24 protein-coding genes and 1 other RNA gene are annotated in these 24,713 nt (G+C 32.0%); 17 read left to right on the top strand and 8 right to left on the bottom strand.

All coding sequences use genetic code 11. The annotated features are described in order from the left end of the window. Positions 1-20 precede the first annotated feature (20 nt). The 9 genes from ACJBCC_RS15645 (at position 21) to ACJBCC_RS15685 (ending at position 8,725) form a co-directional block, all read left to right on the top strand. Positions 21-1,220: an aminotransferase class I/II-fold pyridoxal phosphate-dependent enzyme gene (locus ACJBCC_RS15645; protein ID WP_407557715.1), complete on the top strand. Its 1,200-nt coding sequence runs from the start codon at positions 21-23 to the stop codon at positions 1,218-1,220. Between the two features lie 147 nt (positions 1,221-1,367). After that, positions 1,368-3,032 (top strand): Na+/H+ antiporter NhaC family protein, encoded by a 1,665-nt coding sequence (locus ACJBCC_RS15650; RefSeq protein WP_407557716.1) that lies wholly within the window; start codon positions 1,368-1,370, stop codon positions 3,030-3,032. Between the two features lie 213 nt (positions 3,033-3,245). Beyond that, positions 3,246-3,890 carry a peroxiredoxin gene (locus tag ACJBCC_RS15655; RefSeq protein WP_299103447.1) on the top strand — a complete coding sequence of 215 codons (645 nt, stop codon included), beginning with the start codon at positions 3,246-3,248 and terminating at the stop codon, positions 3,888-3,890. Positions 3,891-3,896: 6 nt separating this feature from the next. Then, positions 3,897-4,205: a co-chaperone YbbN gene (locus ACJBCC_RS15660; RefSeq protein ID WP_299103446.1), complete on the top strand. Its 309-nt coding sequence runs from the start codon at positions 3,897-3,899 to the stop codon at positions 4,203-4,205. Between the two features lie 78 nt (positions 4,206-4,283). After that, positions 4,284-4,541 (top strand): DUF6952 family protein, encoded by a 258-nt coding sequence (locus tag ACJBCC_RS15665; RefSeq protein WP_407557717.1) that lies wholly within the window; start codon positions 4,284-4,286, stop codon positions 4,539-4,541. Positions 4,542-5,004: 463 nt separating this feature from the next. Further along, positions 5,005-5,388 (top strand): hypothetical protein, encoded by a 384-nt coding sequence (locus tag ACJBCC_RS15670; RefSeq protein WP_407557718.1) that lies wholly within the window; start codon positions 5,005-5,007, stop codon positions 5,386-5,388. 163 nt (positions 5,389-5,551) lie between these two features. After that, a complete protein-coding gene (locus tag ACJBCC_RS15675; protein WP_407557719.1) occupies positions 5,552-6,364 on the top strand; it encodes a hypothetical protein in 813 nt (270 codons plus the stop codon). 147 nt (positions 6,365-6,511) lie between these two features. Then, positions 6,512-7,030: a hypothetical protein gene (locus ACJBCC_RS15680; protein ID WP_407557720.1), complete on the top strand. Its 519-nt coding sequence runs from the start codon at positions 6,512-6,514 to the stop codon at positions 7,028-7,030. A 468-nt stretch (positions 7,031-7,498) separates the two neighbouring features. Beyond that, the gene (locus ACJBCC_RS15685) at positions 7,499-8,725 is read left to right on the top strand and encodes a hypothetical protein (RefSeq protein ID WP_407557721.1); all 1,227 of its coding nucleotides are present in this window, start codon (positions 7,499-7,501) and stop codon (positions 8,723-8,725) included. 373 nt (positions 8,726-9,098) lie between these two features. On the opposite strand, the gene ACJBCC_RS15690 is transcribed toward ACJBCC_RS15685, so the two are convergent. Both ACJBCC_RS15690 and katG read right to left on the bottom strand, forming a co-directional pair. Further along, complete coding sequence (locus ACJBCC_RS15690) at positions 9,099-9,572, bottom strand: ankyrin repeat domain-containing protein (protein WP_407557722.1); 474 nt, start codon at positions 9,570-9,572, stop codon at positions 9,099-9,101. Positions 9,573-9,643: 71 nt separating this feature from the next. Beyond that, entirely contained in the window at positions 9,644-11,869 is a 2,226-nt protein-coding gene (katG, locus tag ACJBCC_RS15695) for a catalase/peroxidase HPI (RefSeq protein WP_407557723.1), read from the bottom strand. A 210-nt stretch (positions 11,870-12,079) separates the two neighbouring features. On the opposite strand from katG, the gene ACJBCC_RS15700 reads away from it, so the two are divergent. Next, a complete protein-coding gene (locus ACJBCC_RS15700) occupies positions 12,080-12,325 on the top strand; it encodes a DUF2007 domain-containing protein (RefSeq protein ID WP_299103493.1) in 246 nt (81 codons plus the stop codon). Between the two features lie 76 nt (positions 12,326-12,401). Here the strand turns inward: ACJBCC_RS15700 and ACJBCC_RS15705 are convergent, their stop codons facing one another. After that, positions 12,402-14,027 (bottom strand): ABC-F family ATP-binding cassette domain-containing protein, encoded by a 1,626-nt coding sequence (locus ACJBCC_RS15705; RefSeq protein ID WP_407557724.1) that lies wholly within the window; start codon positions 14,025-14,027, stop codon positions 12,402-12,404. 301 nt (positions 14,028-14,328) lie between these two features. Between ACJBCC_RS15705 and ACJBCC_RS15710 the strand changes: the two genes are divergently transcribed. After that, on the top strand, positions 14,329-15,816 hold the full coding sequence (locus tag ACJBCC_RS15710; protein WP_407557725.1) for a TlpA family protein disulfide reductase: 1,488 nt from the start codon (positions 14,329-14,331) through the stop codon (positions 15,814-15,816). 18 nt (positions 15,817-15,834) lie between these two features. On the opposite strand, the gene fsa is transcribed toward ACJBCC_RS15710, so the two are convergent. The 4 genes from fsa to ffs all read right to left on the bottom strand — a co-directional run bounded on the left by fsa (position 15,835) and on the right by ffs (position 18,144). Further along, positions 15,835-16,488, bottom strand: coding sequence for a fructose-6-phosphate aldolase (gene fsa / locus ACJBCC_RS15715; protein WP_299103490.1), 654 nt, complete (start codon positions 16,486-16,488; stop codon positions 15,835-15,837). A 111-nt stretch (positions 16,489-16,599) separates the two neighbouring features. Further along, the gene (locus ACJBCC_RS15720; protein ID WP_407557726.1) at positions 16,600-17,007 is read right to left on the bottom strand and encodes a hypothetical protein; all 408 of its coding nucleotides are present in this window, start codon (positions 17,005-17,007) and stop codon (positions 16,600-16,602) included. Positions 17,008-17,050: 43 nt separating this feature from the next. Next, positions 17,051-17,854 carry an SDR family oxidoreductase gene (locus ACJBCC_RS15725; RefSeq protein WP_407557727.1) on the bottom strand — a complete coding sequence of 268 codons (804 nt, stop codon included), beginning with the start codon at positions 17,852-17,854 and terminating at the stop codon, positions 17,051-17,053. A gap of 191 nt (positions 17,855-18,045) precedes the next feature. Next, positions 18,046-18,144, bottom strand: an RNA gene (gene ffs, locus ACJBCC_RS15730) — signal recognition particle sRNA small type. Between the two features lie 98 nt (positions 18,145-18,242). Between ffs and ACJBCC_RS15735 the strand changes: the two genes are divergently transcribed. The 6 genes from ACJBCC_RS15735 to ACJBCC_RS15760 all read left to right on the top strand — a co-directional run bounded on the left by ACJBCC_RS15735 (position 18,243) and on the right by ACJBCC_RS15760 (position 23,324). Further along, positions 18,243-19,271, top strand: coding sequence for a glutaminyl-peptide cyclotransferase (locus ACJBCC_RS15735; protein ID WP_407557728.1), 1,029 nt, complete (start codon positions 18,243-18,245; stop codon positions 19,269-19,271). Between the two features lie 94 nt (positions 19,272-19,365). Then, positions 19,366-20,151, top strand: a complete 786-nt coding sequence (locus tag ACJBCC_RS15740; RefSeq protein ID WP_407557729.1) for a carboxypeptidase-like regulatory domain-containing protein — start codon at positions 19,366-19,368, stop codon at positions 20,149-20,151. Between the two features lie 25 nt (positions 20,152-20,176). After that, positions 20,177-20,566, top strand: coding sequence for an acyl-CoA thioesterase (locus ACJBCC_RS15745; RefSeq protein WP_407557730.1), 390 nt, complete (start codon positions 20,177-20,179; stop codon positions 20,564-20,566). A gap of 83 nt (positions 20,567-20,649) precedes the next feature. Next, positions 20,650-21,417, top strand: a complete 768-nt coding sequence (locus ACJBCC_RS15750; RefSeq protein ID WP_407557731.1) for a hypothetical protein — start codon at positions 20,650-20,652, stop codon at positions 21,415-21,417. A 74-nt stretch (positions 21,418-21,491) separates the two neighbouring features. Then, a complete protein-coding gene (locus ACJBCC_RS15755; protein ID WP_407557732.1) occupies positions 21,492-23,084 on the top strand; it encodes a right-handed parallel beta-helix repeat-containing protein in 1,593 nt (530 codons plus the stop codon). A gap of 9 nt (positions 23,085-23,093) precedes the next feature. Then, positions 23,094-23,324: a hypothetical protein gene (locus tag ACJBCC_RS15760; protein WP_407557733.1), complete on the top strand. Its 231-nt coding sequence runs from the start codon at positions 23,094-23,096 to the stop codon at positions 23,322-23,324. A gap of 83 nt (positions 23,325-23,407) precedes the next feature. Here ACJBCC_RS15760 and glyA read toward each other — a convergent pair whose 3' ends face one another. Next, positions 23,408-24,682, bottom strand: a complete 1,275-nt coding sequence (glyA, locus tag ACJBCC_RS15765) for a serine hydroxymethyltransferase (protein WP_407557734.1) — start codon at positions 24,680-24,682, stop codon at positions 23,408-23,410. Positions 24,683-24,713: the final 31 nt, after the last annotated feature.

Genomic DNA, 24,713 nt, shown 5'->3' on the forward strand with positions numbered 1-24,713 from the left:
CTTAAACAAATCAAAAAATTATGGCTTATAAACCTGCAAACAATATTCAAGATTTACAATACTTCGGAGAATTCGGAGGCGTAAACCCTTCTATTTCAGACTCATCTACTTACACCTTTTTATCAGCAAAAACCATGTTCGATACTTTTGAAGGCAATGCTGATGGTTGTTATTTATACTCACGTCATTCATCACCTTCTAATTTATATTTAGGTGAAGCTTTAGCAGCTATGGAAGGTACAGAAACCGCAACAGTTACAGCTTCTGGTATGGGAGCAATAACACCAGTTTTGCTTCAACTCTGTGGTTCTGGTGATCATATAGTAAGCAGTAGAACTATTTATGGTGGTACGTATGCATTTCTTAAAAATTTTACACCACGTTTGGGTATAAATACCACGTTTGTAGATATAACGAAATTAGATGTTGTTGAAGCGGCAATTACGCCAAACACAAAAGTTTTGTATTGTGAGTCTGTTAGTAATCCGCTTTTAGAAGTAGCAGATATCAAAGGTTTAGCGGCAATAGCAAAAAAACACAATTTAAAACTTGTAGTAGATAATACGTTTTCTCCACTATCGATTTCTCCTATAAAATTAGGTGCTGATGTCGTTGCCCATAGTTTAACTAAATTTATTAATGGTTCTTCAGATACTGTTGGAGGTGTTGTTTGTGGAACGCAAGAGTTAATTGACGATCTTAGAAACGTTAACAGTGGTGCTGCAATGTTACTAGGCTCTACAATGGATAGTTTACGTTCTGCATCTGTTCTAAAAAACCTAAGAACACTGCACATTAGAATGATGCAACATAGCCACAACGCGACCTTTTTGGCTGAAAAATTTGAAAACGACGGTTTAAAAACAGTGTATCCAGGTTTAGCATCTCATCCATCTCATGAATTATTTAAATCCATGATGAATGAAAAATACGGTTTTGGAGGCATGTTAACCATTGATGTTGGCTCTTTAGATAAAGCCAATGCACTTATGGAATTAATGCAAGAAAGAAACTTAGGTTATCTTGCTGTTAGCTTAGGTTTTTATAAAACCCTTTTTAGTGCACCAGGAAGCTCTACATCTTCTGAAATACCTGAAGATGAACAAAAAGAAATGGGACTAAGCGATGGGTTAATTCGTTTTTCAATTGGTTTAGATGCTGACATTGAACGCACTTATAATAATATGAAAACTTGCATGAAAGAACTGGGTATTTTATAAAGAAATCACGAGACTTTAGGTATAAATGGTTGGGTTCTTTTTCACAAAAAAGGATCTAACCATTTTTTTATTCTTTCGCTCTACTAAGGAATCTATTTGCAATTGACTTAACAAAATCGTAACATTACAAGACCAAACGCAACTAAAATGAAAGACCACGATTCATCTAAAATTGACATCGAAGACCAACAAATTATTGATAATAAAGAACTTAATCTTTTTGAAGCCTTAATTCCTGTTGTTATATTAATGGGTATGCTCGCCTACAATATCTTTTTTGTTGAAGGTAGTGAATGGTTTGGTGCTTATACTAATCAAATAATTTTACTATTAGGAGGTGCAGTAGCAGCCGTTGTTGGTTTTTTTAATAAAACCTCACTTAACACCATGCTTAAAGAGGTTTGGGAAAATTTAAAAAGTGTATTTGTGCCTATAATTATACTGTTTTTAGTTGGCGCATTGGCTGGCACATGGTTGGTCAGTGGCGTAATACCAGCTATGGTTTATTATGGTTTACAAGTATTAAGTCCAGAAATATTTTTACCTGCTTCGGTAATTATTGCAGCTGTAATTTCTATTGCTACAGGTAGTTCATGGACCACTTCTGCAACTGTTGGTATTGCTTTAGTTGGCATTGGTACAGCATTAGGTATAAACCCAGGAATGATTGCAGGTGCTGTAATATCTGGCGCTTACTTTGGTGATAAAATGTCGCCTTTAAGTGACACTACCAATTTGGCACCAGCAATGGCAGGAACCGATTTGTTTTCGCATATAAAGTACATGACGATAACAACTGTACCCACAATTTTAGTCACTTTAGTTGTTTTTGGAATAATCAGTGCATCAATAGACACCTCAGGAAATACAGATATATCTCAAATACTAGAAACGATTGATGCTACTTTTAATATTACACCATGGTTATTTTTAGTCCCTGTCGTTGTAGTAGCTTTAATTTTATTAAAAACGAAACCTTTAATTGCATTAGGCTCAGGCGTTGTATTAGCAATTATTTTTGCCCTTATTTTTCAGCCAAACGTTTTAGAGAGTGTATCAAGTTCTAAATCTACAACCATTGTTAATTCTATTTTAACGGATACTAATATTCCTATTGACGATTCTTCATATATGGCAACATTAAATTCTGAAGATATAGAAGCCATTAATAACAATCCACATCTAGAAACGCTCTTTACAGATGGAGGCATTGAAAAAAACTTTTCAAATTTAGAATTAGAACAAGTCTTTACGCCATCTAATTACGATAAAAGCACTCTTGCAACAAAAACTGATAGTCTTAGTAGACTTTTAACTATAGATAAGTTAAAACAATTGTTTGGTTCTGGTGGAATGAATGGCATGCTATGGACCATCTATCTTATTATTTGTGCGATGGTTTTTGGTGGAATTATGGATGGTATTGGAGCATTATCTCGAATAACCAAAGCACTACTCTCTGTTGCGACTACTATTTTTGGATTATTTACAAGCACTGTGCTAAGTTGTTTAGGATTAAACGTCATTGCTTCCGATCAATATTTGGCCATAGTGATTCCAGGAAAAATGTTTAAACAAGCTTATGAAGATAAAAATCTTGCTCCCGAAAACTTATCTAGAACACTTGAAGACTCTGGTACAGTAACTTCCGTTCTTATCCCTTGGAATACATGTGGTGCCTACCAAAGTGGTGTGTTAGGCGTTGGCGTTGGCGAATACTTTATGTATGCCATATTTAATTGGCTAAGTCCATTTACAACTTTACTTTTTGCAGCATTAAGAATTAAAATAAAAATGTTAACAAAAAAATAATAGCGACCCACTCAGGCTTTTTCCTTATAAATTATCAAGTTGATATATTAATGCTTCAGATATTATCAAAATGACAATAAAACGACTTGTTTTTTGTTGCCATATACACTTGCTATTTCACTATTCTTTATGATAATCAATTCCTATTAAAAAGTACAAAACGCCTTACTAAATTTGCCTTAGAAATTAATTAACAATTAAATTATAAAACACATGGCATTAGTAGGAAGACAATTTCCAGATTTAAACGTAAACGCAATGAATGATCTAGGCGACACTTTTAAAGTGAACGTTTTAGAGGAAGCAAAAAACAACAACAAAAAAGTAGTTTTATTCTGGTACCCAAAAGATTTCACTTTTGTTTGTCCAACAGAATTACACGCTTTTCAAGCTGCTTTAGGTGAGTTCGAAAAAAGAAACACAATTGTAATTGGTGCGTCTTGTGATACTGCAGAAGTTCACTTTGCATGGTTAAGCACAGCAAAAGATAATGGTGGAATTGAAGGTGTTACATACCCAATCTTAGCAGACTCTAACCGTAACTTAGCTTCAGCGTTAGGTATCTTAGATACGTTTAATGAAACGTTTGATGAAGAAACAGGCTTAGTAACTGTAGAAGGTGACAACGTAACATATAGAGCAACTTACATCATTGATGAAGAAGGCACTATACAACACGAGAGCGTTAACAACATGCCATTAGGTAGAAACGTTAACGAATACCTTAGAATTATCGATGCTTTAACGCACGTACAAGAAAAAGGTGAAGTTTGTCCTGCAAACTGGGAAGAAGGAAAAGAAGCAATGAATGCTAATGCAAAAGCAACAGCTGAGTATTTAGCTGCACAAGCAAACTAATATATTATGGTTACAGAATTAAACGAAGATAACTTACAGAGCTATATCGCGGATAACGATACAGTTGTAGTACAGTATTCAGCAACATGGTGTGGCAACTGTCGTATAATGAAACCAAAAGTTAAGAAACTAGCTTCTGAGTTAGAAAACATAACTTTTGTTATCGCTGATGCCGAGAAATTTCCGGAAAGTAGAAAGCTTGCCACTGTTGATAATTTACCAACATTCGCCACTTTTAAAAACGGGGAATTTGTAAACCAAGTACAAACTAACAAGTTTGATGTTTTAAAAGATCTTGTTAATGAAGTTGCTTAATTAATAATTGTCTGGCTGAGCGCATTTTAAAACTAGGACTTTTAGTTTGGGCTGAAGACGATAAAAATGTATATCACAATGAAATTACCAGTAATAAAACATTTAACACAATTTATTGAAGACAACGATGAGGATTTTGTTGTTGAAACTATTGAAACATTAGAAGCCTTAACAGAAGTATCTTCTTTAAAAGATGAAGAATTAGATGTTATTGGTGAGCTAATTTCAAATATGTATGGAGCCATTGAAGTAAACAAAATGATACAAAATGGTAAACCTAAGAAAGAAGCCGTAAATGAGTTTATGCAGCGTGTTCTCGGTTCTATTGACAAATAGAAATTAATATACATCCTTTATAAAACCACTTTGTGAAAGCAAGGTGGTTTTTTATTTTTTAGCTATTATATATTAAGTATTAGTTATTTCGTTTCATAGTAATTTATTTTTTTAGAATAGACAGTTTTAGCTTAACTTTTGATCTCGAAATCTTTATGTAACTTTACAAATAGATATATTAATAAAAATATTTAACTTCGTTTTAATCACTATTTATAGTTTAATATTCTGGTTTATTAACGGGATATGGTTAATAAAAGTTATTATATAAGGAGTTGGCAAACATTAAAAACCGAAAATAAACTAAATGGGATTTGGATTTAATCTTGGAATGATTTTCATAATACTTCCTATTACTTTAATACTTTTTTTATTAGGAGCATTCACGAAAAAAGAAGGATTTTTTAAAGCTATTGGCTGCATTTGGATTCCAATATTATGTCTTATTGGACTTTCTTTAATTATGAGTATTTTACCTGACACAAGTGTTCTTGAAAAAGAAGATTATTACGGAGAATATATAATTGATCGAAACTTTTTCAAAGGAAAACAAGCTGATTGGCAATACAATCATTTTAGAATGGAAATAACTGAAAATGATTCTATATTTCTTTACACAATGGAAAATGAAGAAATCATTTCTGTCAACAAAGGAAAAATATCGACTGTTAAACCATACAGTTCTGAAAGACTCGTTCTAAAAATGAATGAACCTAATCATCATATTACTGAAACAAATCCAACTACTTACAGAAAAAGTTGGTGGAATTTTTACTTAGTATTTAAATCTAAAAAATTTCATAATATGTATTTTAGAAAAGGAAAGTGGGAAAAAATAAAAGAATGAATAAAAACGATTTGCCAACACCGTATATAATTTATTGCTGGCTTCTTGCTTACTTACGAAAGTCCTCGCGGACTTTCTTGGTTGGTAATTATTTACTAAATTAGTTGCTTGAAACACGCAACAAACCATATACAACAACGTTGGCAATAATATCGAAAATTAAATGGAAGAATATTTTAACACTTTGAATTTTGATAAAACAATAGGTCTAATTGGTTTTGTCTTAACATTTTTAAGTCTATTATATGCCTTTTTTGAAAGTAAAAGGAATAAAACTAAGAAAATTATAAAACTAAATCATGGACAAACATTTTCCATATTTAAGAATAACCCATCATTAAAGACTGATGAACTAAAATTAGTATGGAACAATAAAGAAGTTGGAAACCTTTTCCTCTTGGATATTTATTTGAAAAATAGTGGAAATACTTCTTTAAAAAAAGAAGATTTTTTAAAACCAATAGAGATATCATTCGAAGAGGATATTGAAATACTTAAAACTAAAATATTTTCTTCATCCGAATACACTCAGCTAGAATGGAAAAGTAACAAGAACGGCATTAAAATTGAATTAAGTCGACTTGAAAAAAAGAAATTACTTAAGGCCGAAATCATTTACACAAATGAATCAATATCACCAGTGAATATTGATGTAGCAATTTTAGATGGAAATATTGAAACAGTAGAACTAAAAACACAAGGAAGAGAAAATACTGATAGAGAAATGGATGCAAAACTTTATAGTATTACCGAATATTATGTTAGAGTTTTTATTTATTTAATTTTACCATTTTTTGTTTTGGCTGGAGGGAATAGAATATTGGAAAACTATGGTTATTTTACTTCGACTATGACTAAGATAATGATAGCTGCACCTATAGGAATTCTTAGCTTATACAGTATCTTTAAATATTATGGAGAAAGTATGAGTTTTAGAGCTGTAGAAAGTTGGATTGAATATGAGCAAAATAAATAAACAAATACTATTGCCAACACCGTGTATAATTCATTGCTAGTTATAGCGTACTTACGAAAGTCCTCGTGGACTTTCTATCTGTGATTTATTTGTTAACTTTAGTGCTTAATCACGCAATTAAACATAAACAAACGCGTTGGCACAAATATGAAAAAACGTATCCTGACAATATTAACTATTCTGATTTCAGCTATCACTTTTGCTTGTGGTTGTGGTATACCAAAGCCTATACTTGAATTTGAATCTGCTGAGTATGTTTTTGAAGGAAAAGTTATTTCTAAAATTTATGCGAATGATTCTTTGACTTACACTGTTACATTTAAAATTTCAAAGCATTATAAAAAAGGGGATAATCCCGCAACAATAGAATTCACTTTTAAATCTGAAGGAAAATATACTGGCGAATGGACTTCGTGCGACTGGAGTGTTAATAAAGAGGAATTTTGGCTTGTATATGCCGACTTGTGGAAAGAAAAACTGACTTTCGGATACTTTTGTTCCAACTCAAAACCATTGGATAGAAAAACTATATCTGAAAAAGAACAGAACGTATTAAATAATGGAAATTCGTTTAAATTGGAAAATTACATTTATCAATCCGAAACTGAATTTAATTTTACTAAACCTATTTCTAATATCGATTCAATTTTAAAACTGGACAAATAAAAGATTATAAGCGCACTTTTACTATCCTAAAATTATATATCGACAAAAGAGGTAATCTTATTTCTGTCTCAAATCGATTTGGCTATCAATTTAAAATTGACTCAATCTTTAATCTTCCAACTGAATTTAAAACAAAGTTTGACAAACCAATTCCTGAATTCGAAAAAGACGCGATTGAACTTGTCGAGAAGATTCGAAAATGGGAAATAAAACACCACAATAAATCAAATATTCCAGTTAATTATGTAAGAAGTCTAATAATTACATATGATAAAGAGAAAAAGGAATGGCAATATGAACTATAAAAAATACTCGTGCTGCAACGCCGTATATAGTTTATTAAATCCTAAGAGCTTACGATTTAAAATTCCTGTGGTTTTTTTTACAAGTTCTTAAAAGTTAACTAAATTAGTTACTAAAAACACATAAATAACTATACACAAAACCGATTTGTAAAATAAAATAAAGATGAACAATAATCTAGAAAAACCTATCACAGTTCCTCAACAAGCCATTTGGAATCCATCACAAAATGAATGGGAACTTGGAGCAAAAAATGAACAAGGCAATTATGTTGGCGAATGGAAATGGTGGCTAGCACCAAATGGACATCTGTGTTGCCATACGTTCTTTGATGACAATGGACAAATACTAAGTTTCAAAAGGTTTCATCCAAATGGCGAAGTTTCTAGATACGGAACTTTTGAAAATGGAGTACAAATAGAAGATGTTTATTTAAAATCATCAGAACCTACTTCAGAAGTATTTGCATTTGGAAATTCGGAAGACAAAGTTTTTAAAGCAGTAAAGAAAGCTGGATCTCCAGTTCGTTTTGATTACTATGACAAGAATGGAATACATTTAAATCCTACTATCGTACAAAAAGAATTAATTTCAGTAGAAGATGAAAACATTTCAGAATCTGAAATTACAAATATCTTTGAAACCATTTTTGAAAACGGTAAAAGTTTTTTGAGAGGGCAATTTGATAAGCAGTTTATTAATGAAACTATCATTCCAATCCTATCAAAAAAAACGAATGAAAAAACAATAAATATAACAGATGTAGGTGGCATATTTATGCATTTAGCCAAACAAGCTATAGATACAAAAAAAGATATTGTTTTTCATGATGGAGATTTACATTTAAGTAATTTACATTGTTTAGAACAATTGGAAATAGGAGTATTTATAGTGCATGGAAATTTAATAATTGATGGCAGTATTTCTATATCAGATGATCTAATGCAATTACTCTTTGTTACTGGTAATGTAACAGCAAACAATGTAGTTACTAGCGGAATGCTTTTTATCTTTGGAGACTTAACTGTTCACAATTGCCTTTTGGGAGATTATAATGATGGGTCTGCTATGATTGGTAGTAATTTAATAGCTAAATTCTTTTTCCCAGAAGATTACTTTTTTGAAGTTTTAGGTTCGGTTAACTTTACGTACGCATTTGGTAATTCATGGCGATTAAACCAAGACGAATTGCCCGAAGTATTTAATTATAATGAGAAAAAATTATCAGAATTTATTCCATTATTGCATGATAATATTCATGAAGCTTCTTCTTTTAAGGAAAACAAGAGTTTATTAGATAATAATTGTTCTGAAAGTGACTTATTTGAATACATAGACTATAATGAATTTAAGAGTTATGTAAGAGCGAATAAACCTGTTTTTAAAGTTTAAATACAATTCCCAACACAGAAAACAATCTATTACTAACTTTTTGAATAATTCAAACCATATAACATACTAAAATTATATTATATATATATATAATATAGGTCAGTGATCACTAGGCTCAGAATTTTTGTTAGCAATAAAACCCGTTGCTATTATTATTTTGGAACAGTCATTTCAAATAACATAGAAAGCCTCAATCATACATTTGTTTGAGGCTTTTTGGTTTAAAATAAGTACAACTGTAGAGGAATTTGTCACTCCGAACGAAGCATGAGAAATATTCACATCCTATTTTTCTGAAGAACTACTCATAAAATTACAAGAGCATCAAATTGGTTTAATAGAAAAGGACATCACGGAAATAGTACCTATGTATTTACTTTAACAATGCTATAATTTCAGTAAACCCTTTTAATTCCGCATGATCGAGTGCTGTTTTTCCTTCAACATCTTTAACAGTAGTATCTGCATTATGATCTAATAACAATTTTACAACAGCGGGTTTGTTGTACTGCGAAGCAAAATTCAATGCTGTTGTTTTATTATTATTTACAGCATTTACATCTGCACCATTAGCCAACAACGTTGTTGCTAAAGCCATATTCCCTTTAAAACTCACACCTATTAATGCAGTATTACCAGAACCATCTTTTTCATTAATGTCTGCCTTATTTTCAATAAGAATGTTCGTCGCTTCTTCATTATCAAAGTAAGTAGCTAAAATAAGTGGCGTAAAACCTCTTGCATCTTTCTCATTAACTAAATTAGGATTAATACACATCAACGCTTTTAGCCGGTCCATGTCTCCTACTCTTATCGCTTCAAAAAAAACATCTGTATCCTTTTTCATTTTCAAAAATTTTTAAAATAAAAAGGAACGTCCATTAGTCCATTCCTTTTTAAATCAATGTTTATAATAGTTTATATATCAAAACGATTAGCGTTCATCACTTTGGTCCAAGCCGCAACAAAATCTGTTACAAACTTTTCTTTACTATCATCTTGCGCATAAAATTCTGAATACGCACGAAGAATAGAATTAGATCCGAATACTAAATCTACACGTGTAGCTGTGTACTTAACTTCGCCTGTATGACGGTTTTTAATTTCGTAAGTACCATTATCTAGTGATTTCCATTCGTAAATCATATCTGTAAGATTCACAAAGAAATCGTTAGTAAGAGCGCCTTCGTTTTCAGTAAACACACCATGTTTTGTTCCACCATAATTGGTTCCCATTACACGCATTCCTCCTATTAAAACTGTCATTTCTGCTGCTGTTAATCCGAGTAACTGCGTTCTATCTAATAACATTTCTTCTGGACTCACAACGTACTCTTCTTTCTGGTAATTTCTATAACCATCTGCCAAAGGTTCTAATGATTCAAACGACTCAACATCTGTCATCTCTTGTGAAGCATCTCCTCTACCTGGTGCAAAAGGCACATTGATGTCCAATCCAGCATTTTTAATAGCTCTTTCTACTCCAACATTTCCAGCTAATACGATAGTATCTGCAACACTTATTCCAAATTCTGAAGCAATTGGTTCTAAAATAGATAATACGTTTTGTAATTGAGCAGGCTCGTTTCCTTCCCAAGCATTTTGAGGTTCTAGTCGAATGCGCGCACCATTAGATCCACCTCTAAAATCTGATCCTCTATACGTTCTCGCACTATCCCAAGCTGTAGACACTAACTCAGAAATTGTTAAATCTGTACTGGCAATTTTTGCTTTTACCGCATTTACATCGTAATTGTAATTTCCTTTAGGAATAGGATCTTGCCAAATTAAATCTTCTTGAGGTACATCTGGTCCAAACCAACGGTCTTTTGGTCCCAAATCACGATGCGTTAACTTAAACCAAGCACGAGCAAAAGTATCAGAGAAATATTCGAAATCATTCATGAATTTTAATGAAATCTCCCTATAAATAGGATCCATTTTCATGGCCATATCTGCATCTGTCATCATTGGATTATGCTTAGTTGTTAAATCTTCAACATCTACAGGCTTATCCTCTTCTTTAATGCTTACTGGTTCCCACTGATTTGCTCCTGCAGGACTTTTTCTAGATTCCCACTCATGGTTAAATAACATTTCAAAAAAGCCATTATCCCATTTTGTCGGATGCGTTGTCCAAGCACCTTCTAAACCACTCGTTACTGTATATCTCCCTTTACCAGATTTTGTAGGATTTGCCCAACCCATACCTTGAGCTTCAACATCAGCACTTTCTGGATCTGGTCCCAAAATACTTGCATCGCCATTTCCATGTGTTTTACCTACTGTATGTCCACCAGCTGTTAAAGCAACAGTTTCTTCATCGTTCATTGCCATACGTTTAAAGGTTTCACGTACTTGCTTAGCTGTCTTTAATGGATCTTGTTTACCATTAACACCTTCTGGATTCACATAGATTAATCCCATTTGCACAGCAGCTAAAGGGTTTTCCATAGTATCTGGCTTATCAACGTTACCATAACGCTCATCACTTGGCGCTAGCCATTCTTTTTCTGCGCCCCAATATACATCCTTTTCTGGGTGCCAAATATCTTGACGACCAAAAGCAAAACCGTAAGTTTTTAGTCCCATACTTTCGTAAGCGATTGTACCAGCTAAGATGATTAAATCAGCCCAACTTACTTTATTGCCATATTTTTTCTTAATAGGCCATAATAAACGTTTCGCTTTATCTAAACTTACATTATCTGGCCAAGAATTTAATGGTGCAAAACGCAGGTTACCTGTTCCACCACCACCACGTCCATCAGCTAATCTATAAGATCCTGCTGAGTGCCAAGCCATTCTAATCATTAGTCCTCCATAATGTCCCCAATCTGCAGGCCACCAATCTTGAGAATCGGTCATAAACTCATGTAAATCCTTTTTAAGAGCATCTACATCTAATTTTTTTAATTCTTCGTGATAATCAAAATCTGCACCTAAAGGATTCGTTTTTGAATCGTGCTGATGTAAAATATCAAGATTTAATGTATTTGGCCACCAATCTGTAACCGTCTTTTCAGTAGTTGTAATTGCCCCTTGCATAAAAGGACATTGACTAATATCTGAACCGTTATGGTGGTTTGCTTCTTGATTTTCCGCATGTATAGGATCAGCAGAATCGTGGGATGATTTTTCCATATTTTATATTTTTTACTGTGTTTCTTCGATAAAAATATAAAATAATGTCCGATGAGTTAAATTTATCATATGATAATATCCAATATTTCAATAGCCAAAAACTATTGACATTTAAAAAATCATAGTTTAACGCGATAAAATTGTGATGTTTTTAAGAGTGTATGTCAATATATTTTTGTAACTTTTCTTAAACATTAAATACTAATAAATATGAGCACTTCAGAATATACAAAAGTTTATCACGGGAATTTTATTTTAGCAACTCGCATAAAAGATGAGTTGGAAGTTGGAGGTATTGTACCAATTATTAAAGACGAAGGCGAATCGCAACGATTAGGTGGCCAAGGATCAATTAGTAATGGTATACAAGAGATTTATGTACACAATGATGAATTAGAAAAAGCACAGGCTATAGTTACTCGTGTGGAAGCTGATATGGAAGCTTCGGCTTCGTAAATGCAACAATTAAGAAATAAAAAAAGCTAGTGTTCTATAACACTAGCTTTTTTTATGATCAATTTGTAAAATGACATTATGCATTCACTGCATACATCTTTTCACGTTGTTCTTTTATTTTCTTATCATTCATGTATTCATCAAACGTCATGTAACGATCAATAACGCCATTTGGAGTTAATTCTATAATTCTATTACCAACGGTTTGTGCAAACTCATGATCGTGTGTTGTTAATAATAAAGTCCCTTTAAAGTTCTTTAATGAATTGTTAAACGCCGTAATACTTTCTAAATCTAAGTGATTAGTAGGTTCGTCTAACATTAACACATTAGCTCTCATCATCATCATTCGGCTCAACATACAACGTACTTTTTCGCCTCCTGATAACACATCTGAAGTTTTTAAAGCTTCTTCTCCACTAAAAATCATTTTTCCTAAAAATCCTCTAATGTTTACTTCTTCGCGTTCTTCTTCAGTTTGTGCCCATTGACGTAACCAATCTACTAATGATAACTTATTGTTGAAAAACTCACTGTTATCTAAAGGTAAATACGATTGGGTTGTTGTAACTCCCCAAGCAAATTTACCCGAATCAGCTTCTTCGTAACCATTTAAAATTTGATAGAATGCACTTGTTGCTCTAGAATCTTTTGAGTAAACGACGACCTTATCTCCTTTATTAAGATTAATATCAATATTTTTAAATAAAACATCGCCTTCTAAACTTGCCGTTAAACCCTCAACATTTAAAATTTGATCTCCAGCTTCACGATCGCGCTCAAAAATAATCGCAGGATAACGACGACTAGAGCGTTTAATTTCAGAAATATTTAATTTATCAATCATCTTCTTTCTACTCGTTGCTTGCTTAGACTTAGCAACGTTAGCAGAGAATCTTCTAATAAAGTCTTCTAATTCTTTTTTCTTTTCTTCAGCTTTTTTGTTTTGTTGTGCGTGTTGTCTTGCTGCTAACTGAGACGACTCATACCAAAACGTATAATTACCTGAGAAATGATTAATTTTTCCGAAATCTATATCTGAAATATGTGTACAAACAGCATCTAAGAAGTGCCTATCGTGAGAAACAACAATAACACAATTATCATAATTGGCCAAGAAGTTTTCTAACCAAGAAATGGTTTCATAATCTAAATCATTGGTAGGCTCATCCATGATTAATAAATCTGGATTTCCAAATAAAGCTTGTGCTAATAATACACGTACTTTTTGCTTACCATCTAAATCTTTCATTAAGGTATAATGGTAATCTTCCTTAATACCTAAGTTAGATAACATGGCTGCAGCATCGCTATCTGCATTCCAACCATTCATTTCTTCAAACTGAACTTGTAATTCTCCAATTTTTTCTGCGTTTTCATCTGTATAATCTGCATAAAGTGCATCAATCTGAGATTTCAAATTATAAAGTGGAATATTACCTTTTAATACGGTTTCTAAAACAGTATCATCATCATGTTTATTATGGTTTTGCTCTAAAACAGACATGCGTTTACCAGGCTCTAAATGAACACTTCCCGAAGTCGGATCCATTTTGCCTGCAATAATTTTTAAAAACGTCGATTTTCCGGCACCATTAGCACCAATAATTCCATAGCAATTACCATTATTAAATGTAGTACTTACTTCATCAAAAAGTACGCGTTTTCCGAATTGGACCGAAAGATTAGAAACTGATAACATAATTTATAACTTTATTCTGTTGACCTTAGAAATATTAAGGTGTTTTTTGAATTTGCAAAAGTAGAAAATTAAACACAAATTCTGCCATATTACATTACTAGGAATCATAAATAATGTAAAATTCTATCATTTTAGATATTAATTGATAACAAAAACTATTAAGGACAAAGTTTTAACAAGCTTTAACCTGAACCTTTAACGACACAAAAACCTGATTAAAAGCTATTTATGCCTCACGCAATTACCTAAAGTTAAGTTTTAACGAGGTATTAACAAGACTTAATGACATCAACCTATATTTTTGTTAGACTTAATAATTCATATTTTTATGCTAACTCGAAATATTGCAATTGCTATAATATTGTTGTCTGTCACTTTTGGATGTCATTTTAAAGGTGGAAGCAATAGTGAGCATGCTTATATTGGTGGCGAAATTATTAATCCAAAAAATAAGAGTGTCGTACTTTTTAATACCAAAGGCGAGATCGTAGATTCCATTACATTAGATAAAAACAACAGATTTCTTTACAAAGTTGATAACCTAAAATCAGGACTTCATTCCATTACGCACGGTGGCGAATATCAAATGCTATTGTTAGAACCTAACGACAGTATGATGATTCGTTTAAACACGTATGATTTTGATGAGTCTCTTGTATTTACTGGTAAAGGTGCAAAAAAGAATAATTACCTAATAAAGACCTATTTATCGAATGAAGAAGAGGCAAAAAAACTGGTAAAATATTCTAAAATGGAACCAGAAGACTTCTTTGATTTTGTTGAGAATAGAAGAGAGAATCAATTGAAAGAGTTTCATGAGTTTTTACTTGATAATGACGAAACAGAATTCTTTAAATCTATTGTAGAAGCGAATATCAATTACAATACTTATGCTGATAAGGAAATTTATCCATTCGCTTATTTTGGGAGTAATAAAATGATTCACATTAAGGATCTACCTGAAAATTTCTTTAATCATAGAAAGAATATAGACTATAACGCTAATTACTTAAGTCACTTTTTTGCATATAATAGATTTCTATTTTCTAACATAGATAATCTTGCCATTTGTAAATACTATGAAGCCAACCCTTACCATAGCAAGTTTAATAGACACGCTATGGAATACAATAAAACGAAGCTAGATTTAATAGATAGTATCATTACAGATACAACCATAAAAAATAACTTACTAAAATATAAAGCAAGAGAGTATATTAGCAACAATCACACAGAGGATGAAGCTGATGAGTTATTACATTATTATTTAGCAAAAACGACAAATAAGAAAGACAAAACATATATGAAAGAGTTGGTGTCTTCCTTAAAACTGCTAAGACAAGGTAATATGCTACCTAATATTGAATTAGTTGGTTACAATGACACGCATCATAATATCGATTCTATTATAAAAAAACCTTCGATTATTTATTTTTGGGCATCTAATTCTAAAGCGCAATATAGAAATAGCCATCATGTTGTAGAGAAATTGAAATCGAAATATCCTAATATGGATTTTATTTCAATTAACGTAAATGATAATGACGATAAATTTTGGAAAAAAATCATAGATAATTACAACTTCTCAACAGAAAACGAATTTAAATTTAAAAATTCTAAAGCAGCTAGAAAAAAATTAGCCGTGAATTACCTTAACAAATCTATAATTGTTGATGAAAAGGGCATTATACTTCATCCAAACACTAATATTTTTAGCCCAGAGTTTGAAAGTACCCTCGACAATTTATTACAAAAAAAACATCTTGTCGCTAAACAAGATGCATTTTAAACTGTTATAAAAATAAGTTTAGTTTCCTTTGTTATAATCAGCTAAGAATTTAGCTAATCCTGCATCTGTTAATGGATGCTTTAGTAAGCCTGTGATAGAACTTAATGGTCCTGTCATTACATCTGCACCTAACTTTGCACAGTCAATTACATGCATCGTATGACGTACTGATGCAGCTAAAATTTCAGTTTCAAAAGCATAGTTATCATAAATATGACGGATTTCTGCAATTAGATTTAATCCATCTGTAGAAATATCATCTAAACGTCCAATAAAAGGTGAAACATATGTTGCACCTGCTTTTGCTGCTAATAAAGCTTGACCAGGAGAAAATACCAAAGTAACGTTTGTCTTTATACCTCTATCAGAAAAATACTTACATGCCTTAATGCCATCTTTTATCATTGGCAATTTAATTACGATCTGGTCATGCAACTCTGCTAAAGCCTCACCTTCTCTTACCATGCCTTCAAAATCCGTAGAAATAACTTCTGCAGAAACATCACCTTCAACAATATTACAAATATCAACGTAGTGCTTTAATATATTGTTAGTACCAGTAATACCTTCTTTTGCCATTAATGATGGGTTCGTTGTAACACCATCTAAAATACCCATATCTTGAGCTTCTTTAATTTGCTCTAGGTTCGCAGTATCGATAAAAAATTTCATGTTATGTTGTTTTATATTATTATAAAATAAGTTGCTGCGAATTTACAACTTAAAGCCTAATTTACAGAAATGATTTTCGAAATATATTAAAAAGAAACTATTAGGAATTCATCATTGTGACTCAACTATCAACAAATAGCTTTTAGTGGTACTATAATTACATAGAATTTCAGAATCATCTTGGAAATCTCTAAAAGGACCATCAACATCTAAATATACCGTAATTCTATAAGTGCCTGGTACTTCTGGTATGCCTTGTAATTTTAAAGTTCTGTAATTAACGACGTATTCCATACCTAGAGGTAAACCTTTAACATCAAAATAATAATCGTAATCATCATCTCGTGGTTCATTATTTATTTCAGCCTTAAGAGATGTGTAGAAATAACTATCTACTGTTGTAATAGGAAATGATTTATTAGGAAGCTCTGGTTCTCTTGGAATAATACAACTTAAGGTGTCATCACAACCAAAAAATAAAATACAGAATAATAACGGAAGAATGTAATTTGATTTCATAATAGCTTATTTGAAAACCTAAGTCACAATAAACATACCAAATCTACAACTTATAATGATTCATCAACATCTTTTCGTAAACCGTATCTGGAAGAATTCGTTTTAAAACGATTGAAAATTTCTGCATAAAAACACCGACCTTATAATGAATTTTAGGTTTTTTAGTTTCTATAATCTTATAGATTGCTTCTGCCATTTGTTTAGGATCACTACCACTATCTACGTGCTCATCCATCATACTTAAAGTATTACCATAAGTAGCTTTGTAAGGCGAACTTTCTAAAACTGGCGCATGGTAACGACCTGCTGCTATATTAGTGGCAAAATCGCCAGGTGCAACATTAGTCATGTTAATATTAAAACCTTTTAATTCCATTCTAAAGGCTTCCGTTATTAACTCTAATGCACCTTTGCTTGCACTGTAAACACCTCGATAAGGTAATCCCATATAACCTGCAATTGAAGTCACATTTATAATTAAGCCCGATTTTTGTTTGCGCATCGCTGGTAAAACAGCTTTAATTACATTAATTGGACCAAAGAAGTTGGTTTCGAAATTTCGCTTTATTTCTTCGTCTGGTATTTCTTCAATTGGACCTGTAATTCCTGCACCTGCATTATTAATAAGCACATCAATTTTAGATTCTATAGAAAGCACATCAAAAACACATTTAGAAATTGTTTCTGGTTGAGTAACATCTAAAGCTACAATAGGAAATTTACTATTAGGATAATTATTTGGATTTCTACTAGTACCATAAACTTTAAATCCTTTGGTTTGAAGAAACTCACCAACCGATTTTCCTATTCCAGAAGAACCACCTGTTATTAACACAACTTTAGACATAATGCTTTTTAAATTACAAATTCGAAAATACGAATTCCAAAATTACTATAGATTAAAAAGGCGCTTCATTGTCATATAAAGCGTTACTTAGAAAACTTATAACCCTATATTAAATAAAAAATTTTAAACTATTTGTAAAACAAAAAAATCTCAACAGCCAAGGCTTTTAAGATTTGAGTTTAGGATACAAAAAAAGGCAAGCTACCTACATCACACCGCTACAACCGTTTACCTTTGCTGCGTTCCCGCCCTGGAGGATTCAACAGGAGCTGGTTGTGTAGGACTTGCCGGCTGCAAAGATACAACCTTTTCAAACTTACGCAACGATTTATTTAGATTTTTAAACTGAATTTAATTTAATAACTTGCTAAAAAATAATAACCAACTTATGTGCGCATCTAAATATTTCATTCTCTTTACTTTAACAATATTAGTATTAGGTTGTGGAGAAAATAATTCTTCAAATAAATCTAGTTTATCTATAAAAACGAATGAAAAATCATTGATGTCTGGCGACACATTAAAATTATCTATAGATAACCCAGAAAAATTAGAGATTTCGAAGGTTAGTTATCAACTAGATGGTCTGCCAATTGAAAACAATATAGTTTTAAATGGTGTAACTTTAGGTAGTAAAACCATTACCGCGAATGTAAAAATTGGTGACAAATCAGAAACCATAACAAAACCTGTTGTTGTTTACAATAATGTAATCCCAACAATATATACTTATGAGATTGTAAATACATTTCCTCATGACATTACTTCTTACACACAAGGACTAGAATTTTTTAATGGCGATTTATACGAAAGTACTGGTCAAAAAACAGAATCTAAACTTAGAAAAGTAAATTTTGAAACAGGAGAGGTTTTAAAAAACATCAATTTAGAAGACCAATATTTTGGAGAAGGCTTAACAGTTTTAGACGATAAAATCTATCAACTAACATGGCAATCTCAAAGAGGTTTCGTTTACGATGTAAAAAGCTTTGAGAAACTGAGTACATTTAATTACGGAACAAGTAAAGAAGGTTGGGGAATTTGTAATGACGGAAAAACGTTATATAAATCTGACGGAACAGAAAAAATATATTTACTAGATCCTGAAAATCTTACTGAAAAAGGACACATTGAAGTTTATACCGAAAAAGGTAAAATCCCTAGAATCAATGAGCTAGAATGGATTGATGGTAAAATATTTGCCAATATCTATCAAAGAAATGGTGTTGCTATTATAAACCCAAAAACAGGTGGTGTTGATGGTGTTATAAACTTTAAACCGCTAAAAGCGCTCGTAAAACAACATCCAGATTTAGATGTGTTAAACGGAATTGCCTATCATCCTGAGCGTAAAACAATTTTTGTAACAGGAAAAAACTGGGATAAACTTTTTGAAGTAAAAATTACTGCGCAATAATTATTAGACTTCACTCACTGAAAAGACGACTTTACTCATTGTAAGTTTTATATAACGACTAACTTTTGGTTCTTTGATGTAAATCATAGAAACCATGAGAAAAGTTATTACCATTAGTATACCAGAGCCTTGCCACGAGGATTGGAATAAAATGACACCTAAAGATAAAGGACGTCATTGTGCTGTATGCGATAAAACTGTTGTAGATTTTTCAAAACAAACAGATGAGCAAATCATTAAATCATTAGAATTTAAAGGCAACCTGTGCGGAAGGTTTAAAACCGAACAAGTCGATAGAGATATTGTATTAGCCAGAAAGAATAAAAATAATTATTTGTCTTGGGCAGCTTCTGGCCTATTTGCATTTTTGGCAATAGGGAACCAATATATGTATGCGCAAGGCGCACCAAAATCTATTAGAACAGAAACAACAATAAACCCAGTGATTAATGGTAGAATAGCTACCTCTATATTAGCCAAGCACAAAATTTACGGCAAAGTTACGGAAGCGGATTTAGGGACACCTATGGCAGGTGTTTCTATCGTCGTAAAAAGTACTAACCAAAAAATTGAAACTGATTTTGATGGAAAATACACCATTGAAGTAAAAAAAGGCGAAATACTTATCTTTAGTTATTTGGGTTTCATCTCACAAGAAATAAAAGTTGAAAACACAAAGCATATCGATATTAAGCTTCAAACAAATGAAATGGAAATTCTAGGTGAAGTAAGTGTAGTTGTTGGTGGTATTAAAGTTTATAACCATAATACTCCTACAGATCCGATTTCTATTAATAATCAATTAACAAACGATTCAAAAAAAAGAACCACAATAGGCAAATTCTTTTACAGAATAAAAAGGTTATTTGACAAGAAATAATATCTTTAAGCATCAAAAACTGAAGATGCAAATATTTGAAAAAACCATAACGGTTTCAGAAGATGATATAGATGACCTTAACCATGTAAATAACGTTCGTTATGTACAATGGATTCAAGACATAGCAAAGGATCATTGGCTTGCATTTGCTACACAAGATATCCTAGCATCTTACTCCTGGTTTTTAGTAAATCACTTTATTGAATATAAAAGTCAGGCATTGTTAGGCGATACAATACATTTAAAAACTTATGTTCCTTTAGTTGAAGGCGTATCTACCATAAGACATGTAGAAATCACTAATGCAAACACCAAAAAATTGATAGTAAAATCTAAAGCAAAATGGTGTTTAATAGATAATAAAACGCAAAGACCAACACGTATAACTCCAGAAATTGGCGAACTTTTTAATTAACATTTTATTAGGTTAAAGTTTATTTAACGCTAAGTATAGTTTCGATTAATTCACTTTTCTTTAAGGCATCAATCAACTATAATATGCAAAAAACTACTTTCCTCCTCTTTCTGTTATGCCTTCCTTTATTACATAATGCCCAAACTTTAAAAGGCAAAGTATACGACTCAAAAGGCACTATAAAAAACATTAAAGTTTATAATAACACTCAAAATCGGTTAACGCTAACCAATGAAGAAGGCGATTTTAGTATTACTGCTAAGGTCGCAGACAGCATTACATTTGAGTCCTTATTCTATCATAAAAAGACTATAGTTTTAGAAGACATTCATTTTAAAGGAACTTTCGTTTTCGAACTTAAAGAAATTTTAAATGAACTAGACGAAGTTGAAATTAAAGCAGAACCTGAGCAACCCGTATTTACAGAAGAAACTTATAATAATGACCTTCAAAACATATTAAAAGAGGATATTAAAAACAATCCACATTTATACCAACCATGCAATGCTAATGGTTCTGTAAACATTTTAGCGGTTATTGATTTAGTTGCCAAACTATTCAAAAATGATGATAAATATGTTGCTCCTGTTTATCAACCCATCACTTATACACAAATGGATTCTTTATTTAACAAAAGTGATTTTTTTAATAAAGACTTAATGACCAAAGATTTAAAAATTCCTGAAGATAAAACCTATCTATTTTACGATTTCTGCGAAGCAAAACAAATAAGTACTAAGTTATTAAAAGACGAAAATAAAATGCAGTTGCTTGAAGAGTTAGTACTAAATAGTCAACTATTTTTAATATTATTAGAGCAATACAGTGAGGAAGCCCTTACCAAAGATTAGAAAAATCTAGAAGTAGATAATAAAACCTAACTTCAAAAGTTATATTTTTAAGCCTTAATTATATAAACCACTTTATGAAGCGATTGCTCTCATTTTTACTTTGTTTCGGAATATTAATATTTTGGAGTTCTTGTCGTGATGATTTTGAATTCTCTCCTAACACTGGTAATTTACAATTCGCCAAAGACACTATTTATTTAGACACCGTTTTCTCAACAATTGGTTCTAGCACGTACAATCTAAAAGTGTATAATCGTAGTGATACAGATATTGTAATCCCAACGATTCAGTTAGAGAATGGAGAAAACTCACTTTACAGAATGAATATAGATGGTTCTGCGGGTGTACAAAATGATGAGCAGATCGGAAAGTTTTTTGAAGATGTAGAGTTGTTAGCAAATGATAGCTTGTTTATATTTATTGAAACTACTATCGATATTAATTCTCCCCATTTAGGTGCATTAGAAAATCAATTTTTATATACAGATAAAATTCTTTTTGATTCAGGAAGTATTCAGCAAGACGTCGACGTTGTTACTTTGGTAAAAGATGCTGTGTTTATTTATCCTAATAGAGAATTGAATGAAGAAGATAACACCTATATCATAGAAACGCTAACTTTTGATGTTGATGGCGACGGAACACCAGACGAAACTGCTCTACAAGGCAGATTTCTAACAGATGAGGAACTCACGTTTACCAACGAAAAACCATATGTGATTTATGGTTATGCTGGTGTTGATGCTGGTAAAACATTAATCATGGAAGCTGGGGCACGTGTGCATTTTCATGCGGATTCTGGCATAATTGTTACTGATGGTGCTACTTTAAATATCAATGGCGACTTAAGTGCAGATCAAGACACTTTAGAAAACGAAGTTATATTACAAGGTGACAGATTAGAACCTTTATATGAAGATATTCCCGGACAATGGGGAACTATTTGGTTTTATAACGGAAGCGAAAACAACTCTATTAATTATGCGACCATAAAAAATGCTACTATTGGCATATTATCTGAAGGCAATCAAAACGCGATAAACGATAAATTAACCATTACAAATTCTCAAATTTATAATGTGAGTAGCTTTGGTATTTTAGGAAGAGCAACATCTATAAAAGCAGAAAATTTAGTTATCAATAATTGTGGCCAATCTTCTTTTGCAGGCACATTTGGAGGTAAATACAACTTTACACATTGTACTATCGCTAACTATTGGAATACAAGCTTTAGGGATTATACAGCCTTGCTTCTAAATGATTTTTTAGTGGATGAAAACAATACCGTATTTACAAATGAGTTATCAGAAGCCAATTTTAATAATTGTATAATTTATGGTAATGATAATCCTGAATTAACTATTGAAAATGAAGGCAGTGTATTTAATTTTAAATTTAATAATTGCTTAATCCGTTTTGATAATGACATTCTTGAGAACACTGGAAATTACGTCTTCAATGACACTAATTTCTTTGAAGGAAACATTTTCAACCAACTACCTGATTTTGAAGATCCGTACGAAAACTTAATGCGTATTGGTTTTGAATCTGGCGCCAAGGGTATTGGTAGTTCTGATTATTTAATAAATTTAGATATTCTAGGAGACGTAAGATCTTCAAGTGCTATTGATGCTGGTGCATATATTCATACTACTTTTGAAGATTAACACCTAGAGATGAAAACGAAACTCAATTATTCAAAATTTGCTATTGAAATTATAAAGTATTTATGGCTAACTTTTAATTGCTTAGCTGCAATTCCTTTTGTTGTAGCCGTTGTGGAAAAGATAAGACGACCAGGTTTTAAAAATCTATCAACGCAAAACTTAATCGTAATAGGTATTGTTATTGCTATTTCACTCACATTAAATCTTATTTTAATTTATAAAAAAAGCCCTTTAAAATAAATTGAAAGGCTTTTTTTTATAGAAATTATAGTATGTTTTATACTGAGATTCTGAAACAAGTTCAGTATGACAGCGTGAAAATATTAAGCATTAAACAAAGCACGTCCACCCATTAAAGCATTCACTTTTTCTGCAACACCAGCTAAAACAGTTTCGTCTTGGTAGTTTGTTAAAACTTCGTCAATTAAATCTACAACGTAAGGCATATCAGTTTCTTTTAAACCTCTTGTCGTAATTGCAGGTGTACCAACTCTAATTCCAGACGTTACAAAAGGAGATTCTGTATCAAAAGGCACCATGTTTTTGTTCACTGTAATATCTGCTTTTACCAAGGCGTTCTCCGCATCTTTACCAGTAATATTTTTATTTCTAAGGTCAATTAACATCATATGGTTATCCGTTCCTCCAGAAATTAAGTTATAATCTTTAGCTACAAATGCTTTTGCCATAGCATCAGCATTGTGCTTCACTTGTAACATATAATGTAAAAACTCATCCGTTAAAGCTTCGCCAAAAGCAATTGCTTTAGCTGCAATAATATGCTCTAATGGTCCACCTTGATTTCCTGGGAAAACACCAGAATCTAATAAACCAGACATTTTACGTAGTTTACCGTTCTTTAAAGTAATTCCAAATGGGTTATCAATATTTTCACCCATCATAATCATTCCTCCTCTTGGTCCACGTAACGTTTTGTGTGTTGTAGTAGTTACAATATGACAGTGAGGCATTGGGTCATTTAAAATCCCTTTCGCAATTAAACCTGCAGGATGCGAAATATCAGCTAGTAAAACAGCACCAACACTATCAGCAACTTCTCTAAACTTAGCAAAATCGATATCTCTCGAATATGCAGAAGCACCAGCAATAATTAATTTTGGTTGCTCTTTTTGAGCTTGGTCAGCCAACATATCGTAATCAATATAACCCGTATCTTTTTTTACACCATAAAATGTAGGATTATATAATTTACCAGAAAAATTAACTGGCGAACCATGTGTTAAGTGTCCACCATGAGACAAATCGAAACCTAATATTGTATCACCAGGTTTTAAACATGCATGAAAAACAGCTGTGTTTGCCTGACTACCTGAATGCGGTTGAACGTTAGCATACGCAGCGCCAAACAATGTTTTTGCTCTGTCAATTGCAATGTTTTCTACCTCATCAACCACTTCACAACCTCCATAATAACGCTTACCAGGATAACCTTCTGCATATTTGTTAGTTAATACAGAACCTGCAGCTTCCATGACCTGGTCGCTAACAAAGTTTTCTGATGCTATTAATTCTATACCATCAATCTGGCGTTCGTTTTCTGCTTTTATAAGTTCAAAAATTTGTTCGTCGCGTTGCATATATAATGTGTTTGTTAAATCAGTACAAAAA

Source organism: Winogradskyella sp. 4-2091, from assembly GCF_045765065.1.
GTDB lineage: Bacteria > Bacteroidota > Bacteroidia > Flavobacteriales > Flavobacteriaceae > Winogradskyella.